25 protein-coding genes are annotated in these 25,709 nt (G+C 36.8%); 15 read left to right on the forward strand and 10 right to left on the reverse strand.

The genetic code is table 11. The annotated features are described in order from the left end of the window. Window positions 1-55: 55 nt before the first annotated feature. The 4 genes from ABXZ36_RS15335 to ABXZ36_RS15350 form a co-directional block, all read right to left on the reverse strand. Window positions 56-1,750: an alpha-amylase family glycosyl hydrolase gene (locus ABXZ36_RS15335; RefSeq protein WP_354616562.1), complete on the reverse strand. Its 1,695-nt coding sequence runs from the start codon at window positions 1,748-1,750 to the stop codon at window positions 56-58. Between the two features lie 131 nt (window positions 1,751-1,881). Continuing rightward, window positions 1,882-2,661, reverse strand: coding sequence for a carboxypeptidase-like regulatory domain-containing protein (locus tag ABXZ36_RS15340; RefSeq protein WP_354616563.1), 780 nt, complete (start codon window positions 2,659-2,661; stop codon window positions 1,882-1,884). A gap of 76 nt (window positions 2,662-2,737) precedes the next feature. Continuing rightward, window positions 2,738-4,573: a DEAD/DEAH box helicase gene (locus tag ABXZ36_RS15345; protein WP_354616564.1), complete on the reverse strand. Its 1,836-nt coding sequence runs from the start codon at window positions 4,571-4,573 to the stop codon at window positions 2,738-2,740. 321 nt (window positions 4,574-4,894) lie between these two features. Beyond that, window positions 4,895-5,473 carry a non-canonical purine NTP diphosphatase gene (locus ABXZ36_RS15350; RefSeq protein ID WP_354616565.1) on the reverse strand — a complete coding sequence of 193 codons (579 nt, stop codon included), beginning with the start codon at window positions 5,471-5,473 and terminating at the stop codon, window positions 4,895-4,897. A 98-nt stretch (window positions 5,474-5,571) separates the two neighbouring features. Between ABXZ36_RS15350 and ABXZ36_RS15355 the strand changes: the two genes are divergently transcribed. The 4 genes from ABXZ36_RS15355 (at window position 5,572) to serA (ending at window position 9,537) form a co-directional block, all read left to right on the forward strand. Further along, window positions 5,572-6,024, forward strand: coding sequence for a methyltransferase family protein (locus tag ABXZ36_RS15355; protein ID WP_354616566.1), 453 nt, complete (start codon window positions 5,572-5,574; stop codon window positions 6,022-6,024). 81 nt (window positions 6,025-6,105) lie between these two features. Further along, a complete protein-coding gene (locus ABXZ36_RS15360) occupies window positions 6,106-6,717 on the forward strand; it encodes a SatD family protein (protein WP_354616567.1) in 612 nt (203 codons plus the stop codon). Beyond that, complete coding sequence (locus ABXZ36_RS15365; protein ID WP_354616568.1) at window positions 6,714-7,424, forward strand: DUF3307 domain-containing protein; 711 nt, start codon at window positions 6,714-6,716, stop codon at window positions 7,422-7,424. Before ABXZ36_RS15360 ends, ABXZ36_RS15365 begins: the two co-directional genes overlap by 4 nt. 220 nt (window positions 7,425-7,644) lie before the next feature. Further along, window positions 7,645-9,537 carry a phosphoglycerate dehydrogenase gene (gene serA, locus ABXZ36_RS15370; protein ID WP_354616569.1) on the forward strand — a complete coding sequence of 631 codons (1,893 nt, stop codon included), beginning with the start codon at window positions 7,645-7,647 and terminating at the stop codon, window positions 9,535-9,537. A 71-nt stretch (window positions 9,538-9,608) separates the two neighbouring features. Here serA and rlmH read toward each other — a convergent pair whose 3' ends face one another. Next, the gene (rlmH, locus tag ABXZ36_RS15375) at window positions 9,609-10,082 is read right to left on the reverse strand and encodes a 23S rRNA (pseudouridine(1915)-N(3))-methyltransferase RlmH (RefSeq protein ID WP_354616570.1); all 474 of its coding nucleotides are present in this window, start codon (window positions 10,080-10,082) and stop codon (window positions 9,609-9,611) included. Between the two features lie 96 nt (window positions 10,083-10,178). On the opposite strand from rlmH, the gene nadC reads away from it, so the two are divergent. From nadC to priA, 4 genes are read left to right on the forward strand one after another with little or no spacing between them, the layout of a single operon-like run. After that, window positions 10,179-11,036 (forward strand): carboxylating nicotinate-nucleotide diphosphorylase, encoded by an 858-nt coding sequence (gene nadC, locus ABXZ36_RS15380; RefSeq protein ID WP_354616571.1) that lies wholly within the window; start codon window positions 10,179-10,181, stop codon window positions 11,034-11,036. Continuing rightward, window positions 11,037-12,017 (forward strand): YihY/virulence factor BrkB family protein, encoded by a 981-nt coding sequence (locus ABXZ36_RS15385; RefSeq protein ID WP_354616572.1) that lies wholly within the window; start codon window positions 11,037-11,039, stop codon window positions 12,015-12,017. Continuing rightward, window positions 12,001-12,441: a DUF2147 domain-containing protein gene (locus ABXZ36_RS15390; protein WP_354616573.1), complete on the forward strand. Its 441-nt coding sequence runs from the start codon at window positions 12,001-12,003 to the stop codon at window positions 12,439-12,441. The genes ABXZ36_RS15385 and ABXZ36_RS15390 overlap by 17 nt, the downstream gene beginning before the upstream one ends. A gap of 13 nt (window positions 12,442-12,454) precedes the next feature. Beyond that, on the forward strand, window positions 12,455-14,911 hold the full coding sequence (gene priA, locus ABXZ36_RS15395) for a replication restart helicase PriA (RefSeq protein WP_354616574.1): 2,457 nt from the start codon (window positions 12,455-12,457) through the stop codon (window positions 14,909-14,911). On the opposite strand, the gene ABXZ36_RS15815 is transcribed toward priA, so the two are convergent. The 3 genes from ABXZ36_RS15815 to ABXZ36_RS15405 form a co-directional block, all read right to left on the reverse strand. Next, the gene (locus tag ABXZ36_RS15815) at window positions 14,912-15,127 is read right to left on the reverse strand and encodes a LytTR family transcriptional regulator DNA-binding domain-containing protein (RefSeq protein WP_435602619.1); all 216 of its coding nucleotides are present in this window, start codon (window positions 15,125-15,127) and stop codon (window positions 14,912-14,914) included. Window positions 15,128-15,377: 250 nt separating this feature from the next. Then, on the reverse strand, window positions 15,378-15,602 hold the full coding sequence (locus ABXZ36_RS15820) for a LytR/AlgR family response regulator transcription factor (protein ID WP_435602621.1): 225 nt from the start codon (window positions 15,600-15,602) through the stop codon (window positions 15,378-15,380). 138 nt (window positions 15,603-15,740) lie between these two features. Next, window positions 15,741-16,433, reverse strand: a complete 693-nt coding sequence (locus tag ABXZ36_RS15405) for a LytR/AlgR family response regulator transcription factor (RefSeq protein WP_354616575.1) — start codon at window positions 16,431-16,433, stop codon at window positions 15,741-15,743. Between the two features lie 234 nt (window positions 16,434-16,667). On the opposite strand from ABXZ36_RS15405, the gene rpsF reads away from it, so the two are divergent. The 6 genes from rpsF (at window position 16,668) to hisS (ending at window position 23,084) form a co-directional block, all read left to right on the forward strand. Beyond that, window positions 16,668-17,006: a 30S ribosomal protein S6 gene (gene rpsF / locus ABXZ36_RS15410; protein ID WP_354616576.1), complete on the forward strand. Its 339-nt coding sequence runs from the start codon at window positions 16,668-16,670 to the stop codon at window positions 17,004-17,006. Between the two features lie 4 nt (window positions 17,007-17,010). Next, window positions 17,011-17,307 carry a 30S ribosomal protein S18 gene (gene rpsR, locus ABXZ36_RS15415; RefSeq protein ID WP_062054635.1) on the forward strand — a complete coding sequence of 99 codons (297 nt, stop codon included), beginning with the start codon at window positions 17,011-17,013 and terminating at the stop codon, window positions 17,305-17,307. Between the two features lie 12 nt (window positions 17,308-17,319). Next, window positions 17,320-17,775, forward strand: coding sequence for a 50S ribosomal protein L9 (gene rplI, locus ABXZ36_RS15420; protein ID WP_354616577.1), 456 nt, complete (start codon window positions 17,320-17,322; stop codon window positions 17,773-17,775). Between the two features lie 98 nt (window positions 17,776-17,873). Next, window positions 17,874-21,041 (forward strand): TonB-dependent receptor, encoded by a 3,168-nt coding sequence (locus tag ABXZ36_RS15425; protein WP_354616578.1) that lies wholly within the window; start codon window positions 17,874-17,876, stop codon window positions 21,039-21,041. Window positions 21,042-21,172: 131 nt separating this feature from the next. Then, window positions 21,173-21,643, forward strand: a complete 471-nt coding sequence (locus tag ABXZ36_RS15430) for a DUF6495 family protein (protein ID WP_354616579.1) — start codon at window positions 21,173-21,175, stop codon at window positions 21,641-21,643. Window positions 21,644-21,707: 64 nt separating this feature from the next. Continuing rightward, complete coding sequence (gene hisS / locus ABXZ36_RS15435) at window positions 21,708-23,084, forward strand: histidine--tRNA ligase (protein ID WP_354616580.1); 1,377 nt, start codon at window positions 21,708-21,710, stop codon at window positions 23,082-23,084. On the opposite strand, the gene ABXZ36_RS15440 is transcribed toward hisS, so the two are convergent. Both ABXZ36_RS15440 and ABXZ36_RS15445 read right to left on the reverse strand, forming a co-directional pair. Next, window positions 23,079-23,627, reverse strand: a complete 549-nt coding sequence (locus tag ABXZ36_RS15440) for an NUDIX hydrolase (protein WP_354616581.1) — start codon at window positions 23,625-23,627, stop codon at window positions 23,079-23,081. The two genes, hisS and ABXZ36_RS15440, sit on opposite strands and share 6 nt — an antisense overlap. A 47-nt stretch (window positions 23,628-23,674) precedes the next feature. Continuing rightward, entirely contained in the window at window positions 23,675-24,763 is a 1,089-nt protein-coding gene (locus ABXZ36_RS15445; RefSeq protein WP_354616582.1) for a M42 family metallopeptidase, read from the reverse strand. 101 nt (window positions 24,764-24,864) lie between these two features. Between ABXZ36_RS15445 and ABXZ36_RS15450 the strand changes: the two genes are divergently transcribed. Beyond that, window positions 24,865-25,539 carry a DUF4294 domain-containing protein gene (locus ABXZ36_RS15450; RefSeq protein WP_354616584.1) on the forward strand — a complete coding sequence of 225 codons (675 nt, stop codon included), beginning with the start codon at window positions 24,865-24,867 and terminating at the stop codon, window positions 25,537-25,539. The last annotated feature ends 170 nt before the right edge of the window (window positions 25,540-25,709 follow it).

Genomic DNA, 25,709 nt, shown 5'->3' on the forward strand with positions numbered 1-25,709 from the left:
TAAAAAATGTTTTTAGGCTGTATTCAAGAATACAATAAAATTATTGGTTTTCTACTTAATCTTTGAGCTCTAATAACACCATATCGAATCCATTGTCCAATGATACTTTGCCGTTCTTGACTTCTACCTCGGTATTTGAGAAAGTATCTAAAAGCTTTGTGCCGTCCCCAAAAAATCCTTTTACGGTAATTTCCTTTTTTCCTTTTGGCAAGTCTAGGCCCACCACTACCTTATCCTTGAATTCAGCATTTGTATAGCTTCTGCTAAACACATACGGTTTTTTTGACAGCATTTTATGATCACCCGCACCTACGGCAAGGTGGTTGTTCCTAAACTGACCTAGTTTTTGCCAGTGCTTAAGAATTAATTGTTTTTCTGGAAGACTATCTAATTCACCCCAGTTCATAAAGGAACGTAACGTAGCATCCCCTTCCGCACCTGTTATCGTTAAGTTTCTAGAGGTCTCGTCCCCATAATATATCTGAGAAGCCCCAGGAGTAAGCAGAAGAATATTTGCGTCGTAAAACGGTGTTTTTCGTTCTTTGTCAAATGGACTTCCGTCATCATGTGATGTTAAGTAATTTAAAACGCTTTTACCTTTAAATTTCGAATTTAATAGTTCGTGGTATTTTTTAAAAACCTTCTCATAGTCTTTACTTTGTGCGTCATACTTTAATTCAAAATTGATTAGACTTTTAAACCCATAATTAAAATAATCTACCTTCTTATCTCCAAAATCATATTCCCTTCCCCCAGAAATACCATAATTGTATACTTCACCAACCATATAGAATGGATTTTCATCCATAATTAGATTTGGATGTTTCTTTTTCCAAGTTTCAAAGGCAAAAGAAGCTTCCTTATATAATTCTGCCCAAGCCTGTTCTGTAGAATGCTTTACGGTGTCTACCCTAAACCCGTCAATGCCATAATCGTTCACATAATCAGTCAGCCATTTGATAATATAAAACCTAGGTGCCCTTGAGTAACCTGTACGCTCAAAAAATAATTGAAGTTCATCCAATTCAGTACTTAATCGGCCTTCTTTCTTCCATTTAGCTAAGAGGGCGTCAGGGAGCGCTACAGCTTCGTCAGTTTCAGTGCGGATATCTGGAAGATTATTAACCAAAACGCAACTTGTAGTGTTCTCGTAGGTGGTAAATTCGCAAATAGGTTCTGTTCTAACCCATTCTGCTGGCCACACAGGATCCTTTTCTGTACTAGGACCAGTGTGGTTTAAAACCACATCCAATAATACTCTAATACCGTTATTGTGAGCGGTCTTCACTAGTGTCTCCAGGTCCTTTTTAGTTCCAAAATTAGGATCTAAAGCTGTCCAGTCTTTAGCCCAATAACCATGATAACCATAGGTCATACCTGTACCTTCATCCGTGCCGCCGTGAATTTGTTCTACAACAGGGGTTAACCAAATGGCGTTGACACCAAGATCTGTAAAATAACCGTCTTCTATTTTTTTTGTGATTCCTTGAATATCGCCTCCCATAAAACCCCTTAATTCTCCTGTCTCTTCATTTCTTTCGAAATTGACGTCATTATCGGGATTACCGTTATTGAAACGATCGGTTAGTAGAAAGTATATATTGGCAGCTTCCCAAATAAAGGGTTTGGTGACTTTTGGAGTAGGAATTGAATCCGTGGTAGCTTTGACATCAGTAATTGTTTGTTTTCTTTCCTGTTTACAAGCTATGGTAAGGGCTACAATTGCAATAGCAATCAGCAATTTTTTCATTTCCTACAATTTTGTCTAAAGCTATAAAACGAAAACTGAAAATGAAAATTTATTTCAGAAACAGAATCTAGTAAAGAAACATTGTAGTAAATAGAAGGAAGGACTAGAAAAGGTTCTATTCTTAAAGAGCTTTATCGCTTTCGGTTGAGGACCTTGAACTCTTCATAACAACTACTAATAGCATCTAGGATTTGAAGGTCGTTCGCTGTTTTTATAAAGGAACTCGAGTAATTGCAATTGTTAAGGATATCTTCAATATCAACTTTTTCGATCTGTAATAATTCGGTTAACAGTTCACGATCAAACTTAGATGCCAATAGATCCCTTATATCATCTTCGTCCTTAACTAGTCTTAATTTCCGCATTTCTCTTGGTTTTTTTCCGAAGAGATTTCGCAATAAATCTGCTGGATTAAGTATTGCTCCTAAAACTTTTGATACGGCGCTAGGATTTTTGTTGCCTGCCTCATAGCTTTTGGAGAGTCCGGATATACTGTACTGGAAGCCCTCATTGATGGGCAGATTTTTCACATCTATTTCCAAATACCCTGTAAGTTGGTACGGTTTAACTATGACCTCTTCTAGGGCATATGCTAATTCTGTTAAGGCTATTTTTGTATTCTTAAATTTGAACATATCATTGGTAACCCTAATTTTCTGGGTCTTAAAACCAAGATAGGAAAGATAAAGGGTATCGTTTACAGCCGCTGTAATGGAGAATTCTCCCTTCTGGTTGGTAATCGTACCCTTTACTTGGTTTAGGTTGATGACGTGGACACTCTCCAGTAGCTCTTCTGTTTGGGCATTTACCACAACCGCAATTACTTTTTCCGAATCGTTGGTATTTTGATTTTCTTGGGCCAATCCAAGAACACTGAACATGATAGCGCTAGCAAATAAAAAGTACCTCATTAATCTAAATCCTTTTTTGAGACGGTAAACTAAACAAAAAAATACGCCGAAGCGTATTTTTTTAATATACAATTAACTAAAAGAAACCGTTTTTCTTTTTGGACGATTTGCTTCCAGAGTCTTTTTTTCTACTGTCAGAAGCACTTCGCTCACGGCCTTTTCCGCCGCTGCGTCTTCCGCCACGATCGCTATCTCCGCCACTGCTCCGTCTTCCTCCAAAGGATTCGCTGCGTCTTCCGCCTCCACGACTTCCGCCTCCACGACTTCCACCGCCACGACTTCCACCTCCGCCACCGCCGGGGTTCTTGGAAATCTCAACATTAATGAATCTTCCATCCAACTTAAAGTCGGTAAAGGTTTTTAGTATCAGTTCTGTTACTGAAGCATCCGTGTTAAAGAAAGAAAAGCTTTCTTTAACGTCTACCTTGTAAATATCATCTTGGCCTACGTTAAGAGTATCTCTTAAGAAATCCTTCAAGGACATCCAATCGTAATCATCTTTCTCGCCAACATTGATGAAATAACGAACAGAACCATCGCTAGGAATCTGTGCAGGGCCGTCAGAATCATCTCTGCGATCACCTGAATCTGTAGTATTTAAATCTTTCGTTTTGTTGTAATAATTAAAGAAACGTGTAAACTCAACAGAGATTATTTTTTTAATCAATTCTTCCCTATCTATTCCTTGAAAAACATCATTGATGGCAGGTAAATAGTTTTCTACTTCCTCGTTAATAGAGGTTTCTTTTATTTTATTGGCAAGGTGATACAATTGAATTTCACATATCTCCATTCCCGTTGGGACTTTTTTGGAGATGAACTTCTGATTGATCTTATTTTCAATAGCCTTTATCTTGCGCAATTCACTACGGGTAATGATGACCATGGAGATACCAGATTTACCAGCTCTTCCAGTTCGTCCACTGCGGTGAGTGTACGTTTCTATTTCATCAGGTAATTGGTAATTGATAACATGAGTAATGTCATCCACATCAATACCTCTTGCTGCAACATCTGTTGCCACCAACATTTGTATTTGTTTTTTACGGAAAGAGTTCATTACCAAATCCCTTTGGTTCTGACTTAAATCTCCGTGAAGTGCTCCTGCATTGTATCCGTCTTCGATCAATTTTTCAGCAACTCTTTGTGTGTCCCTTTTGGTTCTACAAAAAATTACAGAAAAAATATCAGGATTTGTATCGGCCAATCTTTTAAGTACAGGATAACGATCCCTACCGCCAGCCACATAGTATTCGTGCTGAACTGTTGTTGCTCCTGAATTTTTTGCACCCACAGTGATTTCCTGTGGATTGTTCATGAATTTCTTTGCAATCGTCGCTACTTCTTTGGGCATAGTTGCAGAGAATAACCAAGTAGATTTTTCTTTTGGTGTATTGGAAAGGATATCTTTAATGTCTTCCATGAAGCCCATATTCAGCATTTCATCAGCCTCATCAAGAATACAATAGTCAATTTTGGAAATATCCACCATCCCACGACCGATCATATCTTTCATACGGCCTGGTGTAGCCACAATAATTTGGGCGCCACGTTTTATTTGTCTGGCTTGATCGGAAATACTTGCTCCACCATAAATGGCAACCACGTTGATGCTTCTTTCGTATTTTGCGTACAATTGTAGCTCATTGGTGATCTGCATACATAATTCCCTTGTAGGTGAAAGGATCAACCCCTGGGTAGTTCTACTGTCTTTATCTATTTTTTGGATAAGAGGAAAACCAAAGGCGGCGGTTTTACCTGTTCCGGTTTGGGCCAAGGCTACCAAATCCGTGTCATCTGCCAATAAAATTGGAATTGCTTTTTCTTGTACTTCTGAAGGAGTTTCAAAACCTAAATCAGAAATAGCGTCAAGTAAGGACTTTTCTAGTCCCAGTGCTTCAAACTTTGTCATAATATGTTAATCTTAATCGCAAATATGAATGTTGCATAGAGCGATTATTTTATATAACCTATTATACTCAGCGCAACACATGCTATACCAGCGGCGTTAATTCAAGCGGCAAAAGTACTGTTAATCTTTGATATAATAGCTATAAGTGCTGTAATACTTTGAGGTCCAGCAAGAAAGGGCCTTTCAAGGGTGTAACCGATAGAATATCAACGTCTTCGGCATTAGAAATACACCCTATGGGGGAGGGCTATCGGCAATAATATTTTTTCTGAGGTAGTTTTAATCGCTTGCTTTCTTCTTTTTTGATTGTAGCAGGGACTATTATTCTAGATTTTTTAAAAAGTCTATCAATTGTTTCATGGCCTTGCCCCTATGGCTAATTACATTTTTTACTGTTATAGGTAGTTCTGCAAAAGTCTTGTCATATCCATTTGGTCTAAAGATGGGATCATAACCAAATCCGCCTTCACCGTTTTTTTTCGTGGTTATTTCACCCAAGACAATTCCATTAAACAATACTTGTTGTCTTTCTAGGTGAAGTGCTATCGTAGTTTTAAAGCGAGCCTCTCTATGGGTTACCCCTTCCAATGCCGCCAATAGTTTGTCCATATTATCTTCTGAATTTTTGTTTGCGCCTGCATATCTGGCAGAAAATACTCCAGGGGCACCATCAAGGGCATCAACCATAAGACCTGTATCATCGGCAAAACAGGCATAGCCATAATTTTCTGCTACATAATTTGCTTTGATAATGGCATTGCCCTCTATAGTATCTGCTGTTTCGGGTATTTCATCTACACAACCTATATCATCCAAAGAACGCAACGTGATATTTTTGGGAAGCAACAGTTGCACTTCCTTGAATTTGTTTTTATTATGTGTGGCGAATACGAGTTCCATGTTTATGTGCTGTATTTTAAGTTAATGAAGTACCTTGTCTTACATTTATAAATGCTCGTTCAAAATTACTAAATTTAAATCCTAATAGATTTTTTGCTATGAAATTAAAGTTGCCCCCAGCCCTCATTTTTGTCATTTTTGGTGGTTTCATGTACCTGCTAGATTTGTTATTACCAGTAGGAGAGTTTCAATTTTTTGGACGCTTTTGGATAATACAAATTTTGACGGTTTTAGCAGCATTGATTGGTTGTCTCTCTTTGTTCCAGTTTATTAAGGCTAAAACAACCATTGATCCATTTTCGCCGTCAAAGAGCACGCACTTGGTTACTAGTGGGGTTTACAAGATCTCTAGAAATCCAATGTACTTAGCTCTATTGATGCTCTTGTTGGCTTTTGGTCTTTGGTTGGGGAATGTCTTTAATATGCTATTGGCTGCTGGTTTTGTTTCTAATATAAATACATTTCAGATCATTCCTGAAGAAAAAGCGTTGGTGAAACTTTTTGGGAATGAATATCAACAGTATTGCATTCAGGTAAGAAGATGGTTCTAGATAGTAGTATAATCCCTAATAATTCTATATATTAGCATATTTACTTATATTTTCATATATTAGCCTTAAAGCTTATAAAATATGGTTGCAATCATAACAGGGGATATCATAAATTCCGAAACTTATAACGTTTCGGACTGGTTGGTGGGACTAAAGGGTTATTTATCCACCTTAGGCAATTCCCCAAAGGATTGGGATATTTACAGGGGAGATGAATTTCAGCTGAAGGTAGATTCAAGAGATGCGTTAAAAGTGGCGATTGAAATAAAATCGCTTATCAAGCAGTTCAAAGGATTAGATGTCCGTATGGCCATAGGCATAGGAGGAGAAAGTTATAGTGGGGTAGGGATAAGTGAATCTAATGGAGCAGCTTACCAGTATTCTGGTAGAACATTTGAGACCCTTAAAGAACAAAAATTAAATTTGGCCATTGCAACTTCAGACAAAGATAAGGACAACACCATAAATCTAGTCTTTAAGCTAGCATTGGAATTTATGGATAATTGGTCCGTGGTTTCCGCTGAAATTATAGCTTTGTCACTACAAAAACCCGAAAGTTCCCAGCAAGAATTGGCCGATGCACTACAGATTAAACAATCTGCAGTTAGTCAGCGGTTGAAAAGGGCGAAAGCAGATCTGGTTTTGGAGGTGATCAATTTTTACAGGACAATTATAAATGAACATAACATATGATTTTCTTTATTAAACTACTGTTAGCTCATTTGATAGGTGATTTTATACTGCAGCCCACCAACTGGGTCATCCACAAAGAGGAGAATAAGGTAAAATCAAAATATCTTTATTTTCACACCCTCATTCATTTTTTGCTCATAATCCTATTATTATGGGATCTAGGTTCTTGGAAATTGGCACTGGTCATTAGCATATCGCATTATGTAATAGATTTAGTAAAATTGTATGCGAGTAAGTGGATCAAAAAAAAGAGTGTTCTTTTTTTTACGGATCAGGCCCTTCACCTTATAGTGATTTACATATGCGCCTTTCACGGTAACCTAAAGGAACAAACCAGTATTATGTTTCAACACTTGGATTGGGTACTGATTACTGCCGTTGTATTTGTCACGTTTCCAGCAGCCGTGATGATGGGTAAGTTATTGGAAGGATTTTCAGATCAAATCCAAATAGACCATAAGTCACTCCCTAATGCAGGAAAATATATTGGTATTATAGAACGCTTGTTTGTATTGCTCTTTATTATTATTGGAAGATGGGAGGTGATTGGTTTGTTGATCACAGCGAAGTCGGTTTTTAGATTTAATGATTTAAAGGAAAACAATAACAGAAAGCTCACCGAATATATCTTGATTGGTACCTTATTGAGTTTTGGTATCGCTATTCTTACCGGTTATTTATTTATAAGCATGCGGGGTGGCCTTTAATCTAATTTAATGAACGTATTTCTGTGTCTTTGATTCACAAATTTAGGTAATGCCGGACTGTTCATGATTCTATAAATAGGAATTTCATAATTTTTAATGTAATATAAAATGATATTAGCAGCAATTCTTTAAGAATGCTAACGTGAAATCCTTTTTAACCGAAAATAGCCAAATTGAAGAAATTTAATTTTTACTTTTAGGGCTTAAATTTTATACGGTAATGGTAGAAGTGGGCAGGAAATATGTTTTCGATTTTGATAGTACACTTACTCGAGTTGAAGCTTTGGATGTCTTGGCTGAAATTACGCTTAAAGACAAAGCCAATAAAAATGAGATCATTAGTGAAATACAGAAAATCACCAATCTTGGTATCGATGGGGATATATCTTTTACCGAGTCCTTGGAGCGCCGTATAAAATTATTAAATGCTCACAGGGACAACCTGGAGCTTTTGGTTTCAGAACTTCGTCAAAAGATTTCCAAGTCCATAGAATCCAATAAAGACTTCTTTCATAATTATTCTGAAGATATTTATGTAATTTCATGCGGTTTTAAAGAATTTATTGATCCAATAGTGAAAGAGTATGATATTCCTTCTAGTAGGGTTTATGCAAATACCTTTAAATTTGATGCAGAGGGGTTTATTATCGGTTTTGATGAGGCCAACGTATTGGCATCGCACAACGGTAAAATTGAATGTTTAAGGAGCCTAAAATTAGAAGGAGAAGTACAAGTAATCGGAGATGGATATAGTGATTACGTAATGCGTGAAGCAGGTATTGCCGATAAGTTTTTCGCATACACAGAAAATATATCCCGTGAAAAGGCGACAAGAAAAGCCGATCACGTTACACCTAACCTAGATGAATTTTTATTTGTGAACGATCTACCAAGAAAAATATCCTATCCTAAAAATAGAATCAAAATTTTATTATTGGAAAATGTGCATGAAGCTGCATTTGTAAATCTTTCGAATGAAGGATTTACAGTAGAATTAGTAAAAAGCAGTCTTTCTGAAGAGGACTTGATCGAAAAAATCAAGGGAGTGCACGTTTTGGGAATTAGGTCTAAAACCCAAGTTACTAAAAAAGTCTTGGACGCAGCAGATAAGCTGATGGTGGTGGGTGCCTTTTGCATAGGAACCACACAGATAGATCTGGATAATTGTAGGCGCAAGGGAGTTGTTGTTTTTAATGCCCCTTACAGCAATACACGATCTGTTGTGGAATTGGCCATTGGTCAAATTATTATGCTGATGAGAAGTGTTTTTCCAAGAAGTATGGAAATTCACTCAGGTCAATGGAATAAGACGGCTGCCAATTCTCGTGAAGTAAGAGGTAAAAATTTGGGTATCGTGGGATACGGAAATATAGGAAAGCAATTGTCCGTATTGGCAGAGGCCATTGGGATGAGAGTCTACTACTATGACGTAGCTGACCAATTGGCCCTTGGTAACGCTGTAAAGTGTAATACTTTAGAGGATTTGTTGAATGTTTCAGATGTAGTAACCCTCCATATAGACGATAATAAGGCCAATAATAATTTTATAGGGGAGAGAGAGATCAATCAAATGAAGGATGGCGCCATGCTCATTAACCTTGCTCGTGGTTTTGTTGTAGATATCCCCGCAATGGTCAATGGATTAAAAAGCGGAAAATTAGGAGGTGCAGCAGTGGATGTGTATCCTGAAGAACCTGGATCTAATGGTAATTTTATAACTGAACTTCAAGGAATCCCCAATGTAATCTTAACCCCACACGTTGGAGGCAGTACAGAAGAAGCGCAACGCGATATTGCAAATTTTGTGCCGAATAAAATTATGGATTATATCAATTCAGGGAACACGGTAGATGCTGTGAATTTCCCAAATATTAGATTGCCAAAGCAAATAAATGCGCATAGGTTCCTTCATATCCATAAAAATGTACCAGGTGTCATGGCTAAAATAAATGAAGTCTTGGCTCGATATGAAATGAATATTACCGGTCAGTACCTATCTACGGATAACGAAGTGGGGTATGTAATTTCAGATTTGGATAAAGAATATAATAAAGAAGTGATCAAAGCACTGAAAAGAATAGAAAATACAATTAAATTCAGAGTACTTTATTAAGCTATCCTATTTATAATCAGATATCTGAATAAAAAAAACACTGCTTGTATTCTATCACTAGCATTAATTTTTTATTGATGGTGATAGGGTTCGTTTTTTAAGATAGTGAAGGCCCTATAAATCTGTTCAACAACAAACAATCGGACCATTTGATGGGAGAATGTCATTTTTGACAAACTCAATTTTCCTTGTGCCTTTTGATATAATTCTTCACTAAATCCATAGGGTCCTCCAATTACAATTACGATCCTTTTGATTCCTGCATTCATTTTCTTTTGGAGGTAATTAGAGAATTCAACGGAAGTATGTTGCTTGCCATTTTCATCCAATAGGACCAGTGCGTCCGTTGGTTGTAGCCTTTTTAGTATAGCCTCTCCTTCTTTTTCTTTTTGCTGTACTTCCGATATGTTTTTTACATTTTTGATATCGGGAATAACTTCAAGTTCAAACTTGATGTAGTGCTTCAATCTTTCTTGATATTCAGTGATTAATTCCTGTAGATGAGTACTATCTGTTTTTCCTATGGCTAGAAGTTTTATCGTCATGTGACGAAGTTAATACTTCCTAAAATATCTTTCCCAATGTCGCAATTCATTTTTGGGATTAGTTTTTACTAAATTAGCAAAGATCAAAAAAACACTATGATTTCAGAAGCCCAATTTCAGTATGAAATAGATTTGACAATAAGTAATGCTATAAGGGAGGATGTTGGCGATGGTGATCATAGTTCATTGGCTTGTATACCAATTTCTGCAAAGGGGAAGGCTAAATTATTGGTAAAGGATAAAGGGATTATTGCAGGAGTAGAATTTGCAAAAAAGGTATTTCATTATGTAGATAAGGAGCTGCAGGTAGAATCTTTTATTTCAGATGGTCAACAGGTAAAATATGGCGATATTGTTTTTAATGTTAATGGCAGCTCTCAAAGTATTCTAAAGGCCGAGCGTCTCGTGCTTAATGCCATGCAGCGTATGAGCGCTATTGCTACTAAGACTAATTGTTATGTTACGTTATTAGAAGGTACAAAAACAAAGATTTTAGATACCCGAAAAACCACTCCGGGATTACGTGCCGCTGAGAAATGGGCGGTTAAAATAGGCGGCGGAGAAAACCATAGGTTTGCCCTATACGATATGATTATGTTGAAGGATAACCATATCGATTTTGCCGGAGGAATTACCCAGGCAATTAATAAAACAAAGCAGTATTTAAAAGATACAAATAGAGATTTGAAAATTATTGTAGAGGCAAGGGATCTTAGTGAAGTTTCAGAAATTCTAGCTGCAGGTCAGGTTTATAGAATATTATTAGATAACTTCAATTTTGAAGATACTAAAAAGGCGGTAAAATTAATTGGTGATAGCTGTTTAACCGAGTCCTCTGGGGGTATTAACGAAAAAACGATAAGAAAGTATGCCGAATGTGGTGTTGATTTTATTTCCTCTGGTGCCCTAACCCATTCTATTTACAATATGGACTTGAGTCTAAAAGCCGTGTAAATGTCAGAAGAGATAGAGAGAAAACTAAAGAAGATTCCTGTAATCAATAGCGTAGTGGATCTTTTTAAACAAATTAAGTTACCCGCTTTCGAAGGGCTTTCATTCTATGATCTACTAGAGATGTACTTTCTTGGTATCATCAGGGGGGCGGTCTCTACAAGGGCTAGTTCCATCTCTTTTAGTTTGTTTATGGCATTGTTTCCCCTTCTTATTTTTCTAGTGACTTTAGTGCCTTTTATCATTCCACTGGTCAGCGTGGGCGAAAATGATTTTGACATGCAGTTGCTTGTGTTTCTTGAGTCTTTTCTTCCTACGGCAACAGGTGATTATTTTAGTGAGATCTACAAACAAATAAAGGACCAAAAACAAGGCGGATTGCTATCATCGGCCTTTTTGATCTCCATTTTTTTGATGGCCAATGGTGTCAATGCTATTTTCGACGGATTTGAGAATTCGTATCATGTAAATCTCACCAGGAGCTTTTTTAGGTCATATGCCTATGCTCTAATGGTTGGGGTTATATTATCTGTGCTACTTATAGTGGGTGCAGTGGTTTTTATCTATTTTGAGTTCTATATCCTTGATTATTTTGGGAACATGGCAACAGGATATAGGGGTTATGAAATAGATCAAGGAGACATATTCTTAGTTGAGGTAGGTAAGATTTTATTTCTTACTCTCTTATCTTATTTAACCACTGCAATATTGTATTATTTTGGAACAGCAGAAGGCAAGGATGCAAAATTTTTCTCAGCTGGGGCATTGATGACAACCCTTTTATTTCTGATGACTTCCTATCTTTTTGGGGTGTATGTAGAAAAAATTGCCAGATATAATGAGTTATATGGTGCTTTGGGAGGTTTATTGATATTAATGGTTTTTATATGGTTAAATTCTAATATCTTGCTGCTAGGATTTGAATTAAATGCGACCCTAAATTACCTACGTAAAAAAATGAACAGAAATGGAAAGAACGAATAGATTGTTATTGGTAGGCATCGCCTTATGCTGTTTGCATTTGGGCAATGCTCAAAGTGTTTTTGGGAAATGGAAGACTATTGATGATAGAAATGGTCAGCCCAAAGCCATTATTAAAGTCTATAAAGAGGATAATAAAATGCAGGGAGTTGTTCAAAAAATATTAGAAGAAGGAAGGGAAGAGGCCGTATGTGAAAAGTGTGACGGGGAACGAAAAGACAAGGCAATTGTTGGGATGAAAATCATTGAAGATATTGAGCATGAAGAAGATGGGGTGTGGAAAGGTAAACATCTTTTTGATCCCGAGCAGGCTATGACTTTCAGATGTAGAATCTGGTTAAATCCAGACAATCCCAACGAGTTAAAAGTTAGAGGGTACTTAGCCTTTATTTACAGAACCCAAACCTGGTTAAGGGTTCTGGAGTAAGCTTGTTTTAATTATGCAGTATTTTATCAACGTAATTCTCCCAATTCCATTAGAAAAACTCTTTACGTATAGCATCTCTGAAACCGAAGCTAACTATTTGCAACCAGGGATGAGGGTAGCTGTGCCTTTTGGTAAATCAAAAATATATACCGCCTTGGTGAATGAGGTACATACAATAGCTCCAACAGTTTATGAAGCTAAGGAAATACATCAAATTTTGGATGATTACCCTATTGTAAACACCATCCAATTGAAGCTTTGGTCTTGGCTTGCAGAGTATTATATGTGTTCCATAGGGGAGGTTTTTAAAACCGCTGTTCCTGGGGCTTTTTTATTAGAGAGTGAGACCTTAATCTCAAGAAATAATAAAGTATCCGTTAAAGAAGGGGATTTATTGGATGATGAATATTTAGTGTACGAGGCACTGCAACATCAACCTATTTTGCGAGTGCACGAAATTAGTGCCATTTTAGAACGCAAAAATGTGCTTCCCGTTCTGGGTAGACTTCTGGAAAAGAACATTATAGATCTAAAAGAAGAAGTATTTGAGCAATATAGGCCTAAAATGGTGCGGTATGTGCGTTTGGGAAAGGAATATCAATCAGAGGCAAGTCTAGAAGAGTTATTGAACGGTCTTAATAGGGCTCCAAAGCAGAGCCAAGTAGTGCTGTCCCTTTTTCAATTACAAGCGAGTTACAAGAAGCCCATAAAGGTTGCAGAACTTGAAAAGGCGAGTAATAGTTCCTCAGCGGTAATAAAGACATTGATAGATAAGGATATCTTAGAGGAATATTTTATACAGACCGATAGGGTAGTTTATGAGGGAGATGAAGAAAATGCAGACTTAAAGTCACTGAATGAATTTCAAACACAGGCTTTTGAGGATATTAAGGGAAGTTTTAAAGGAAATAAAGTTACTTTACTTCACGGAGTAACCTCTTCGGGGAAGACAGAGGTGTACGTTAAGTTAATTGAAGAGTGTATTTCATCTGGTCGGCAAGCCTTGTATTTATTGCCAGAAATTGCGCTAACCACGCAGCTAATAGCCCGCCTACAGAACTATTTTGGAGAAAAAGTTGCAGTGTATCATTCTAAATATAGTATTCAGGAAAGAGTAGAAGTTTGGAACAACGTACTTCAGCAGCAGCCCAAAGCGCAAATCGTAATAGGGGCCAGATCTGCCCTATTTTTGCCCTTTTCCAAATTGGGACTTATCATTGTGGATGAGGAGCATGAAGCTTCATTTAAACAATATGATCCTGCGCCCAGGTATCACGCCCGGGACAGTGCTATTGTTCTCGGGAATTTACATGAAAGTAATATTCTTCTTGGTTCTGCAACTCCAAGTGTGGAAAGCTATTACAATGTTTCCATAGGAAAATACGGATATGCCAGCATAACAAGGCGCTTTGGCAATGTGCTTATGCCAGAAATAGAATTGGTGGATATTAAAGAACAGACCCGAAAAAAAAGAATGAAAGGACACTTTTCTGAGAGATTGTTGGAAGAAATTACAGAAACGCTTGATGGAGGCGAACAGGTAATCATATTTCAGAATCGCAGGGGATATGCTCCAATTGTGGAGTGCACTACTTGTGGGCATGCTCCAGAATGTCCTAATTGCGATGTTAGCTTAACATACCATCAACATAGAAAGCAACTGCGCTGTCACTACTGTGGTTACCATATGGCTTTGCAACAAAGTTGTTTGGCTTGCGGGAGCTCAACCCTTGACACCAAAGGTTTTGGTACGGAACAAGTAGAAAAAGAACTAATGGAACTATTCCCTAAATCCAAGGTAGGAAGAATGGATCTCGATACAACCAGAGGTAAACATGGTTATGAAAAGATAATTACCGCCTTTGAGGAGCAAGAATTGGATATTTTAGTTGGAACCCAGATGTTGACCAAGGGATTGGATTTTAGGAACGTAAATCTGGTGGGGATTATGAATGCCGATAGTCTATTGAATTTTCCAGATTTTAGGGCACATGAACGTAGTTATCAGTTGTTGACTCAAGTGGCGGGTAGGGCAGGGCGCACAAAAAAAAGGGGAAAGGTTATTGTACAAACATATAACCCCTACCATGAAATATTAAAGCAGGTTTCTACCCAGGATTACCAAGGCATGTTCCAAGAACAAATGAATGAAAGACAACAGTATAGTTATCCCCCAATAAATAGATTAATCAAACTAACTTTTAAGCACAAGGATTATAACAAACTTAATGAAGCTGCTGCTTGGTTTGCAAAATCTCTTCAGAATATATTTAAGGAAAATATTTTAGGTCCGGAGTACCCTCCTGTAGCAAGGATTAGGAATCAGTACTTAAAAAATGTGATGGTTAAAATACCATCGGAACAATCCTTGGCGAAAACAAAAAATGCTATTAAAAAAATAGAAAATTCTTTTAATGCCATTGGACAATATAAAGGCGTTCGTATTATTTATAATGTGGATTATATATAGTTAAAGTTCCTTAAGTGCTTTTTCTAAATGCTGCCTTTTATGACTGCTCAAGGGCAATAGTTTTTCTTCTACTTCTACATTTTTTACGATAAATTTTTCTACCTTTTCTAAGTTGACGATATAGGATTTATGAATCCTTAGGAATTTATCCTTGGGTAGTTCACTTTCAAATGAGGTCAGTGTGCTTAAAACAATAATATTCGCATCATCAGACACTAATTTAATGTAATCCCCTAAGGCCTCTATTCATTTAATTTTGTTGAGGAATACCTTTCTTTTCTTATGGTTGCTCTTTATAAAGATATGTTACTCATCCTAATAGACACGATGCTTTTGCTCATATCTGTCTACGTCCCTTTTACTGCCATTTCAAAACGCGTTAGCGAAATGGGTTTTGTAGATAATCGGCAATGTTGTAGTCAAAAGCTTTTAAGGCATAATCAGGTTTGCCTGTAAGAAGAATAATCTATGGACTTTTAGTTAAGGATTCAAGAAAATCAAAACCATTGATTATGGGTATTTCCACATCAAGAAATATGAGATCTACTTTATCTTTTTTAATTCCTTGTTTGGCTTCAATGGCATTGCTGTATTCTGTAATAAGGGTAAGGTTTTTATGGGTGGAAACTAATTTACTTACTGCTAATCGTTGTATGGTTGAATCATCCCCAATAATACATGTCAATTTCATATAGGTCGATTTTAGGGGCAAAATCATCACTAAATGTACTGTGAATAAAAAAATTGCATTAAAAGAAATGAAGTATCTTTTAATGCAATTGCATATTATAATCCTAGACGATTGTTCTAATTTAAACCCAAATTGGAGTTATACATTGCTTAATGCTTCTGCCAATTCTGCCTTTTTATTCCTGCTTAGAGGTATTTGTCTTCCCCCCACTTCAACATTTTTACTATTGAATTTTTCAACTTTCTCTAAATTGACAATATAGGACTTATGGATTCTCAAGAACTTATCTTGAGGTAGTTCGTTTTCAAAGGATTTCATGGTAGATAGGATTACTATATTGGCCTCATCAGTTACCAATTTAATATAATCTCCTAGGGCTTCTATCCATTTAATGTCATTAAGGATGACCTTCCTTTTTTTAAGGTTGCTCTTCACAAAGATATGTTCTTCATCTTCATTCACCCTGTTCATTTGCTCATACTTGGCTACTGCCCTTTTTACAGAAGCGTCAAAACGCGACATTGTAATAGGTTTGTGCAAGTAATCTGTTACATCATATTCAAATGCTTTAAGGGCATAATCAGGTTTTCCTGTAATCAAAATAACCTGAGGTCTATTTTCTAAGGACTCAAGAAGATCAAATCCGTTGATTATCGGCATTTCCACATCTAGGAAAATTAAATCCACTTCATTATTCTTAATTCCGTTTTTAGCCTCAATAGCATTGCTGTATTCCGCAATTAAGGCTAGATTTGGATGGTTGTTGACCAGTTTGGCCACTGCCATACGCTGCATGGACGAATCGTCTACGATTATACTTCTTAATTTCATAAATGGTTGATTTGTGGGGTTAAATCATCGGCAAAGTACCGAAAAAACACGATCAACAACAACAAAAGATGTGAACACTGTGTATGTTGTTGTGTAATCGGTATAATGCATGGTTTAGGTTTCAGTTAAGTTTAATTGTTAATAACTTGGTTTATCTATAACGAAGTTTTTTCTATTTTCTTGTGGATAGAAATAATTATTATTACTTTTGCACACTTAAAAAAATCTAATTATATGAATCATTACGAAACTGTTTTCATTTTAAATCCCGTTCTATCTGATACGCAGATAGAGGAAACAGTTAAGAAATTCGAGGATTTCTTAATTAACAAAGGTGCTACTATGGTATCTAAAGAAAATTGGGGGCTCAAGAAATTGGCCTATCCAATACAACACAAGAAGAGTGGTTTTTACCATTTGTTCGAATTCGCTGTGCCAGGTGAGGCAATTTCCAGCTATGAATTGGAATTCAGAAGAGACGAGCGTGTAATGCGTTTTTTAACTGTTAAGTTAGACAAGCATGCTATCTCTTGGGCAGAAAGAAGAAGAACAAAGTTAAAAACAAAAGCATAAGGTTATGTCATCTATAGAACAACAAGCAAAAGGTAAGAAAGATGGGGAAATCAGGTATTTAACCCCACTTAACATTGAGACCAATAAGCAAAAGAAATATTGCCGTTTCAAAAAATCAGGGATTAAATATGTGGATTATAAAGATCCAGATTTCTTAATCAAATTAGTAAACGAACAAGGTAAACTTCTTCCAAGAAGACTTACAGGAACTTCTTTAAAGTACCAAAGGAAAGTGGCTACTGCTGTAAAAAGAGCACGTCATTTAGCGTTAATGCCTTATGTAGGTGATTTATTAAAATAAAAAAAGCTGATCATGGAACTTATATTAAAGGAAGACGTACAGAACTTAGGTTTTAAAGACGATTTAGTAAACGTGAAGAATGGTTTCGGAAGAAACTACCTTATTCCTCAAGGGTTGGCTGCAATGGCTACACCATCGGCTAAGAAAGTATTGGCTGAAAACTTGAAGCAAAAGGCTCATAAAGATAAAAAAGTTGTAGATGAGGCAACTAAAATGGCCGAGGCTATTAAGCAGTTGGAGATAAAAATTGCTGCTAAAGCGGGTGCTGGAGACAAATTATTTGGATCTATTACCAATATGGACTTGGCTGAATCATTTGAAAAGGCTGGTCATTCTATCGACAAGAAATTTATTAGCATCCTTGGAGGAGCTATAAAAAGAACTGGGCCATACAATGCACAGATTCGTTTACACAGGGAAGTAATTATTGATTTCCCTTTCGAAGTTGTTGCTGAGGCAAATAGTTAACAATTTTGGTTAAAAAGTAATATGCAAGGCTACCTCTGGGTAGCCTTTTTTTTTGTTATTTTTGAAAAACTAAAAAATTCTAATTCAACTACATCTAAATGAAAACTAAATTTCTACTCTTCATTTCCTTTATGCTCTTTAGTGGATTGGTTATAGCACAAGTAACTACTTCTAATATTAGAGGCATTGTAATGGACGACGAGAACTTACCATTGTTGGGAGCAAATATCGTGGCAGTACACACCCCAACGGGAACAAAGTATGGGTCAATTACCAACGAGGACGGAAGGTTTAACCTTTTGAACTTAAGGGTTGGAGGACCCTATAAGGTGACCATATCTTATATTGGTTTTAAAACAGAATCCAATTCTGATATTTATTTAACATTAGGAACAACGCTTAATTTGGATTTAAAACTCGTACCGGATAGTCAAACACTGGATGAAGTTGTGGTTGTCTCCGCTAGGGGAGTAGGTACCTTTGGAAGTGATCGTACTGGTGCCGAGACAAGTGTTGGTAGAAGGGAATTGACAAGGTTGCCTACTATATCGAGATCTACCAATGATTTCACGAGGTTAGAACCTACTGCTAGTGGTGGATCTTTTGGAGGTAGAAATGACCAGTTCAATAACTTCTCTTTGGATGGTGCTATTTTTAATAACCCATTCGGATTAGATGCAGCCCAACCTGGAGGCCAAACTAACGCTACTCCTATTTCATTGGATGCTATAGATCAGATACAAGTGTCTACAGCCCCTTACGATGTTACTCAATCGGGATTTACAGGTGCATCCGTAAATGCAGTAACAAAAAGTGGAACTAACAAAATATCCGGTACCGCTTATGGCTTTTTTAGGAACGATGACCTTACTGGTGGTAAAATTAATGGGGATGACGTCTTTAAAACAGGTTTGGAACAAAAGCAATATGGCTTTAGCATAGGTGGTCCAATTGTAAAAAACAAATTATTCTTCTTTGCCAATTTTGAAAAGGATCAATTAACAGAACTTGGAACTGATGGATTTGTTCCCAACACTGGATCTGGAGCTATCAATGAATCTAGAGTTAGGGAATCCGATTTTCAATTGGTTGATGGACTTTTGCGTCAAGTTGTAATTGGTCAGGATGCTCAAGGAAATGACATTTTTTACAATCCAGGGAGATATGAAGGTTTTAATTTTGATCAGGAATCAACTAAAGGGATCTTCAAATTAGATTGGAACATTAATGACAATAATCGTTTGGCCATTATTTATAACTTTTTAAATGCGTCCAAAGGGAAACCGGCAAACAGAAATGCCATTAGCTTTAGAGGACCAAATGCCCAGACTTTGCAATTTGAAAATGCAGGTTACGAAATCAATAATAGTATTCAGTCGATCCAAGTGGAATTGAATTCTACTTTAACAGATAATGCTACCAATAAATTACAAGTTGGTTATACACATTTTGATGATTTTAGGACTCCGTTTTCTACTCCAGCCCCAAGTATTGTGATATTGGACGAAACAGGTAGTTCTAACTACATTATTGCGGGTCATGAGCCTTTTTCCATAAACAACAGACTGGATCAAAAGGTATTTCAAATAACGGATAACCTAAGCTTTTTTAAAGGGGACCATACCTATACTGTAGGTTTTTCATTTGAAAAATTTGAATTCGACAATTCATTTAACCTTGGAGCATATGGTGCACAAGGGGTATTCTTCCCGACGACTACGATTACCGATTTTCCAAATTTCGCTAGTTCTGGAGATTTACAGGCTGCTTTTGATAGTGCCATTTCTAGTGCAAATTCGTTGGAAGCAAACGGTACAGGGAATCCAGGTGGATGGTCATTGGCGGAAACCAATGTTGGGCAATTCTCGTTTTATTTGCAAGATCAATGGGACGTAACAGATAATTTCAAGTTAACCTATGGCGTTCGTTTTGATAAACCATTATATTTCGATACTGCTAATAATATTCGGGAGAATATTCAGAGAAAGGGTGGCGAAAATGGGACATATATCCCTTCCATTGAATATTATGATCCTAAAACTGGAGGTCCTATAACTTTAGATTCTGAAAAACTTCCCAATAATAAGTTCTTAATATCTCCTAGAGTAGGATTCAATTGGGATGTAGAGGGAGACAGGTCATTACAATTACGTGGAGGTTCTGGAGTTTTTACTGGTCGTTTTCCATTCGTGTGGTTAGGAAACCAAGTTCAAGGTGTAGATTTTTTCTTTTATCAACTTGTTGACCCTAATTTCAAATGGCCACAAGTTTGGAGAACTAATTTAGGAATTGATAAACGTTTAGATAACGGCATCATCTTAACCGGAGATATTTCTTATACAAAAGATTTGAATGCCTCGCATGTTCAGAATTGGGGTTTAAAGCCACCTTCTGAAAATTTAAATGGTGTCGATACTAGAGCGGTCTATGCTGATGGCGATAAATCCCAAATATTTGGGGGACCTACAAATGCTTACGTCTTTACAAATTCCGACAAGGGAAGAATTTTTAACGCGGCATTCAAGGCGCAAAAAACGTGGGACAACGGTTTGTATACCCAGTTTGCCTATAGCTATTTGGATGCAAAAGAAGTAAATTCTATTGATGCTGAGATCACAGGTGATGCATTTGCTGGTAATGCAGTTGTTGGAAATGCCAATAATGATGTACTTTCTTTTTCCAGATATGGTGACAAACACCGATTTATTGGGGTTTTATCCAAAGAGTTTAAGACAGGTACAACAATTTCAACCTTCTTCGAATATGCTCAAGGAGGGAGGTACAATTATATCTACGGAGGAGATATAAACAATGATGGTTCAAGTATCAACGATTTATTATACATACCAACTTCTAGTGAGATAGGACAGATGAATTTTAGTGGTGCCGGACAGGCCGAAGCTTTTGAGGCCTTTATTAAACAAGATGATTATCTAAGTGAGAATAGAGGTGAGTACGCAGAGCGTTATGCGGCTGTCGCCCCATGGAGAAGTACTTGGGATATTAAGATACTTCAAGATATTAAGGTGAACGATACGAATAAATTTCAGTTGAGTCTGGATATATTAAATTTAGGAAATTTAATTAATTCTAACTGGGGTGTGGTGCAAACTGCTTCTTTTGATCAGGTACTTGGAGTTTCTGTGGACAATGCAAATACACCTACCTATGCCTTTGACCCTAATAGAAAAGACACTTTTAATGCTTTGACTGGAGAAATATCAAGATGGAGAGCTCAAGTTGGGGTGAGATATATATTTAACTAATTAATTTGTTATTTAAAGTTTAAAAGGCTGTGCAGTTTGCACAGCCTTTTTATTTTTGCAACTGGAAACATAAGACAGAGGTAAAAACCTAAATGGTATCCGTTTAAAGGGGTATTAATTCAAATTTGAAGATGAAATATACAAGACTTACTAAACAACAGTTGGAGGAGATGCACAAGGAATTCATAAATTTCTTAGCAACCCAATCTATTACCGCAGCGGAATGGGATAGCATGAAGACCAATAGGCCCGAAGTGGCAGAAGAGGAAATAGATGTGTTCAGTGATTTGGTTTGGGAAGGCGTATTGACCAAAGTTGAATATTTGGAAAATGTTTCTGCTCAAAACATGCACTTATTTCAATTAACCGAAAAGGAAATGAAATTGATTTCCGTGAAGGTAATGAATCCCAATATCGATTTATCCTCTCAGGAAGGTTTTGAATGGTTTAAGAAAAATTGGCAATCAGATTTTGTGGAGTATCTTTCAGCTTCAAAAGCATATACTTCCGACAAAAACTTGGACAAGTTTGATTTGATTAAACAAGGTGCCGTAATTACTAAAGGAGATTTGTACAAATGGTTCGATAAAATGATAGAATAATCCTTCTTTAGAATAAATAGTAGAAAATAGACACATCAACATATTTAAGTTACTTCGATAAATAATGGCTCAAAAACCAACATTACCAAAAGGAACAAGGGATTTCACCCCTTCAGAGGTTATAAAACGCAATTACATATTTGATGTTGTAAAAAAACATTTTACTGCTTTTGGTTTTCAACCCATAGAAACTCCATCCTTTGAGAATTCTGAAACCTTGATGGGGAAGTACGGAGATGAAGGGGATCGTTTGATTTTTAAAATCCTTAATTCTGGGGATTATTTAAGTAAAGTTGATGATGCCACATATTCCCAAAAGGATTCTAACATGCTTATTTCAAGCATATCCGAAAAAGCATTGCGCTACGATTTAACTGTACCCTTTGCCCGCTACGTAGTTATGCATCAAAATGAATTGGATTTTCCTTTTAAAAGATATCAGATACAACCTGTTTGGAGGGCCGATAGGCCCCAAAAAGGTCGTTTTAGAGAATTTTTCCAGTGCGATGCAGATGTTGTAGGTGCAAATTCTTTACTTCAAGAAGTGGAATTGGTTCAATTATATGATGCGGTATTTGCCGATCTGGGCCTAAATGAAGTTTCCATTAAACTAAACAATAGAAAAGTACTGGCAGGAATCGCTGAAGTTATTGGAGCCAAGGAGCATTTGATAGATTTTACTGTAGCCCTAGACAAATTGGACAAAATAGGGGAAGAAGGGGTCAAGAATGAAATGTTAGAAAAAGGTATTTCAGAAGAGGCTATTGACAAGGCTGCACCTTTGTTTAATATGTCTGGTTCCAATGTGGATAAGCTTTTGGCATTGAAAGAATTATTGAAAGATTCTGAAGAAGGTTCAAAAGGAGTCGATGAGCTGTCCTTTATTCTTGAAACTATAGAGGAATTAGGTTTACAATCGGCAGCGCTAAGCTTGGATGTTACCCTGGCTAGGGGTCTTAATTATTATACTGGGGCAATCTTTGAGGTTGCCGCCCCAGAAAAAGTAAAATTAGGGTCCATCGGAGGCGGAGGAAGATATGATGATCTTACAGGTATATTCGGGCTTAAGGATGTTAGCGGTGTAGGTATCTCATTTGGATTAGACCGTATTTACTTGGTCTTGGAGGAATTAAATCTTTTTCCAAAGGCTATAGATCAGTCATTGGATGTTCTTTGTGTTAATTTTGGAGACAAGGAAGCCTTGGCGTCCTTGAAATTAGTAGGGAAACTTCGTAAGATGGGAGTGAAGGCCGATTTTTATCCTTCTATGGCTAAAATGCAAAAGCAAATGAAATATGCCAATAACAGAAAAGTACCTTATGTGGTATTGATAGGGGAGCAAGAATTGGCAGATCATACGTTTGTCGTTAAGAATATGGCCAAGGGGGAGCAGCAAACCTACAGCTTGATGGCCGTAGAAGATTTTGTGAAAGTGTTATAATTGGTTTTCTATTGCCTTAACAATGGCCTGAAAATACAATAGATCGTGGTCAACATACTTTTTAGAATTACTGTTTAATTGTAGTTCCTTTAAATATATAGAAAGCGGGAGTAGGGCTAAAGCCTTTACCTCGCTTTCTTGTTTCTTAAGATAGCCCAATGGCACTTTTAATTCGCATATATAGGTATGATGGAACTCGCAATCGATAAAATCATCCCTAAGTGTTTTGATAGATTTAAAAACACCTACTTTGATCAGGTCAGCTTCTAAAACATTCAATCCTATTTCTTCTGAAATTTCCCGAATGGCGGATAGTTCAATGTTCTCGCCTGCTCCGATATGACCGGCAACAGATACATCCCACAACAGGGGATGGGTTTCTTTGGAAGCAGCTCTCTGCTGTATGAGAATTTCTCCATTTTTGTTGTAGAACCAAATGTGAACAGTTGGGTGGAACAGTCCTTTTTTATGTACCTCAGATTTCATGAGCCTCTTGCTAATGTAATTGCCTTGGGTATCCAATATATCTATAAGTTCATCCATGATGTGAGGTATTAAAAAACCCTCCTAGAAAGGAGGGTTGGTACTATTTAATCAAAGTAACTAAATGTTTCTCCTTCTTTTATGGTAAGCAGTGTTTCGTAAATCAATCGGATCACATTTTCCACATCATCCCTATGAACGGTTTCCACTGTGGTATGCATATAGCGCAAAGGAAGTGAAATCAAAGCAGATGCCACACCACCATTGCTATAGGCAAAAGCATCTGTATCTGTACCCGTATATCTGGAAGAGGCCATACGTTGGAAAGGGATTTTATTTGCCTCTGCTGTTTCCAAAATACGTTCGCGCAGTTTGTTTTGTACAGCTGGGGCATAAGAAATAACAGGACCTGCGCCAATTGCTGTATGTCCTTGCTTTTTCTTTTCAATCATTGGTGTTGTAGTGTCATGACAGACATCTGTAACAATGGCAATATTTGGTTTAATCGTTTGAGTAATCATTTCCGCACCACGAAGTCCAATCTCTTCCTGTACGGAATTGGTTATGTACAATCCAAATGGTAATTTGATATTGTTCTCATGTAAAAGACGTGCCACTTCTGCAATCATAAATCCTCCTGCGCGGTTATCAATGGCTCTGCAAACAAACTTATCACCATTTAGTATTTGGAAAGTATCTGGGTACGTGATGACGCATCCAACATGAACGCCCATTTTTTCTACCTCTGCTTTATCTTTGGCGCCTATGTCTACAAAGATGTTATCCAATTTAGGAGGTTCTTCTTTTGAGCTTTCCCGTGTATGAATTGCTGGCCAACCGAAGATACCTTTAACAATGCCGTTTTTGGTATGTATGTTCACCCATTTGGAGGGTGCTATCTGGTGATCGCTCCCACCATTTCGGATTACATAGATAAGACCTTCGTCGGTGATGTAATTTACATACCATGAAATTTCGTCAGAATGCCCTTCAATAACCACCTTATATTTGGCCTCTGGGTTAATTATGCCCACCGCCGTTCCATAGGTATCCGTTATAAAAGTATCTACATATGGCTTCAGGTAATCCATCCATATTTTTTGACCTTCCCATTCATATCCAGTGGGGGAAGGATTATTTAAATATTTCTCGAAAAAATCAATCGACTTTTTGGTAAGTATCTTTTTTGAACTCATTTAAATTTGTTTTTACAAACTTAACGATATTCACTTTTAATTAATAATAACATTGTGGTATAATGAGTAATTTTAGCACGATTTTTGAGTTTGATAATAACATGAAAAAGGAATTGTTGGTTTTTGTTTTAGGGTTGATATGCTTCTTTGCTTTTGGTCAAGCAGAAGAGGAGACAGATTCCCTTGCTATACAGTACGTAAAGATGTACGGAGATTCTGTTTTTGTAAGCTCTATTCCACTCAGTGAAGTATTTGTTTTTGGGCAGTTGAAATTTCCTTCTTATAAGGATAAACTTCGGTACTATATTTTAAAGAGAAAAACATTAAAGGTGTATCCATATGCAAAGTTAGCCTCGGAACGCTTGGTTAGTCTAACAGATAGCTTAGAAATTATTAAATCAAAGTCTAAAAGAAGAAAATATACCAAGAAGGTTCAGAAGTATATAGAGGATGAGTTTTCGGAGGAATTGAAGAAGTTGACCCGTACCGAAGGGCAGATTTTGGTTAAGTTGATCCATCGGCAAACGGGGATTACAGCATTTGATCTGGTAAAGGAGTTACGTAGTGGTTGGCGTGCCTTCTGGTATAATACGACAGCCAAGTTTTTCAATATAAGTATAAAGGAGGAGTTCCATCCAGAAAGTGAGATGGAAGACTACCTTATAGAAGATATTTTACAGAGGGCTTTCGCAGAAAGAAAATTAGAAAGGCAGGAGTCGGTATTGGATTATGATTATGCGTCCTTGTCTAATAAATGGAAGAAGTCTGGAAATTAAAAAAAATAGTTGTGTAATTCAATTTAATCCTTTAAATTTAATACCCTTTTTAAAAATAATTATTCCTGCAATAATCTAATTATAAGCAATTTAAAAACTGCTTTAAATTTCCTTGAAAAAAAGGCAAAAAAAAGCGTTGTTGAATTGTGGAAAGGTTGTAGGTTTGCAGC

Source organism: Sediminicola arcticus (genome assembly GCF_040566695.1).
GTDB classification, from domain to species: domain Bacteria; phylum Bacteroidota; class Bacteroidia; order Flavobacteriales; family Flavobacteriaceae; genus Sediminicola; species Sediminicola arcticus.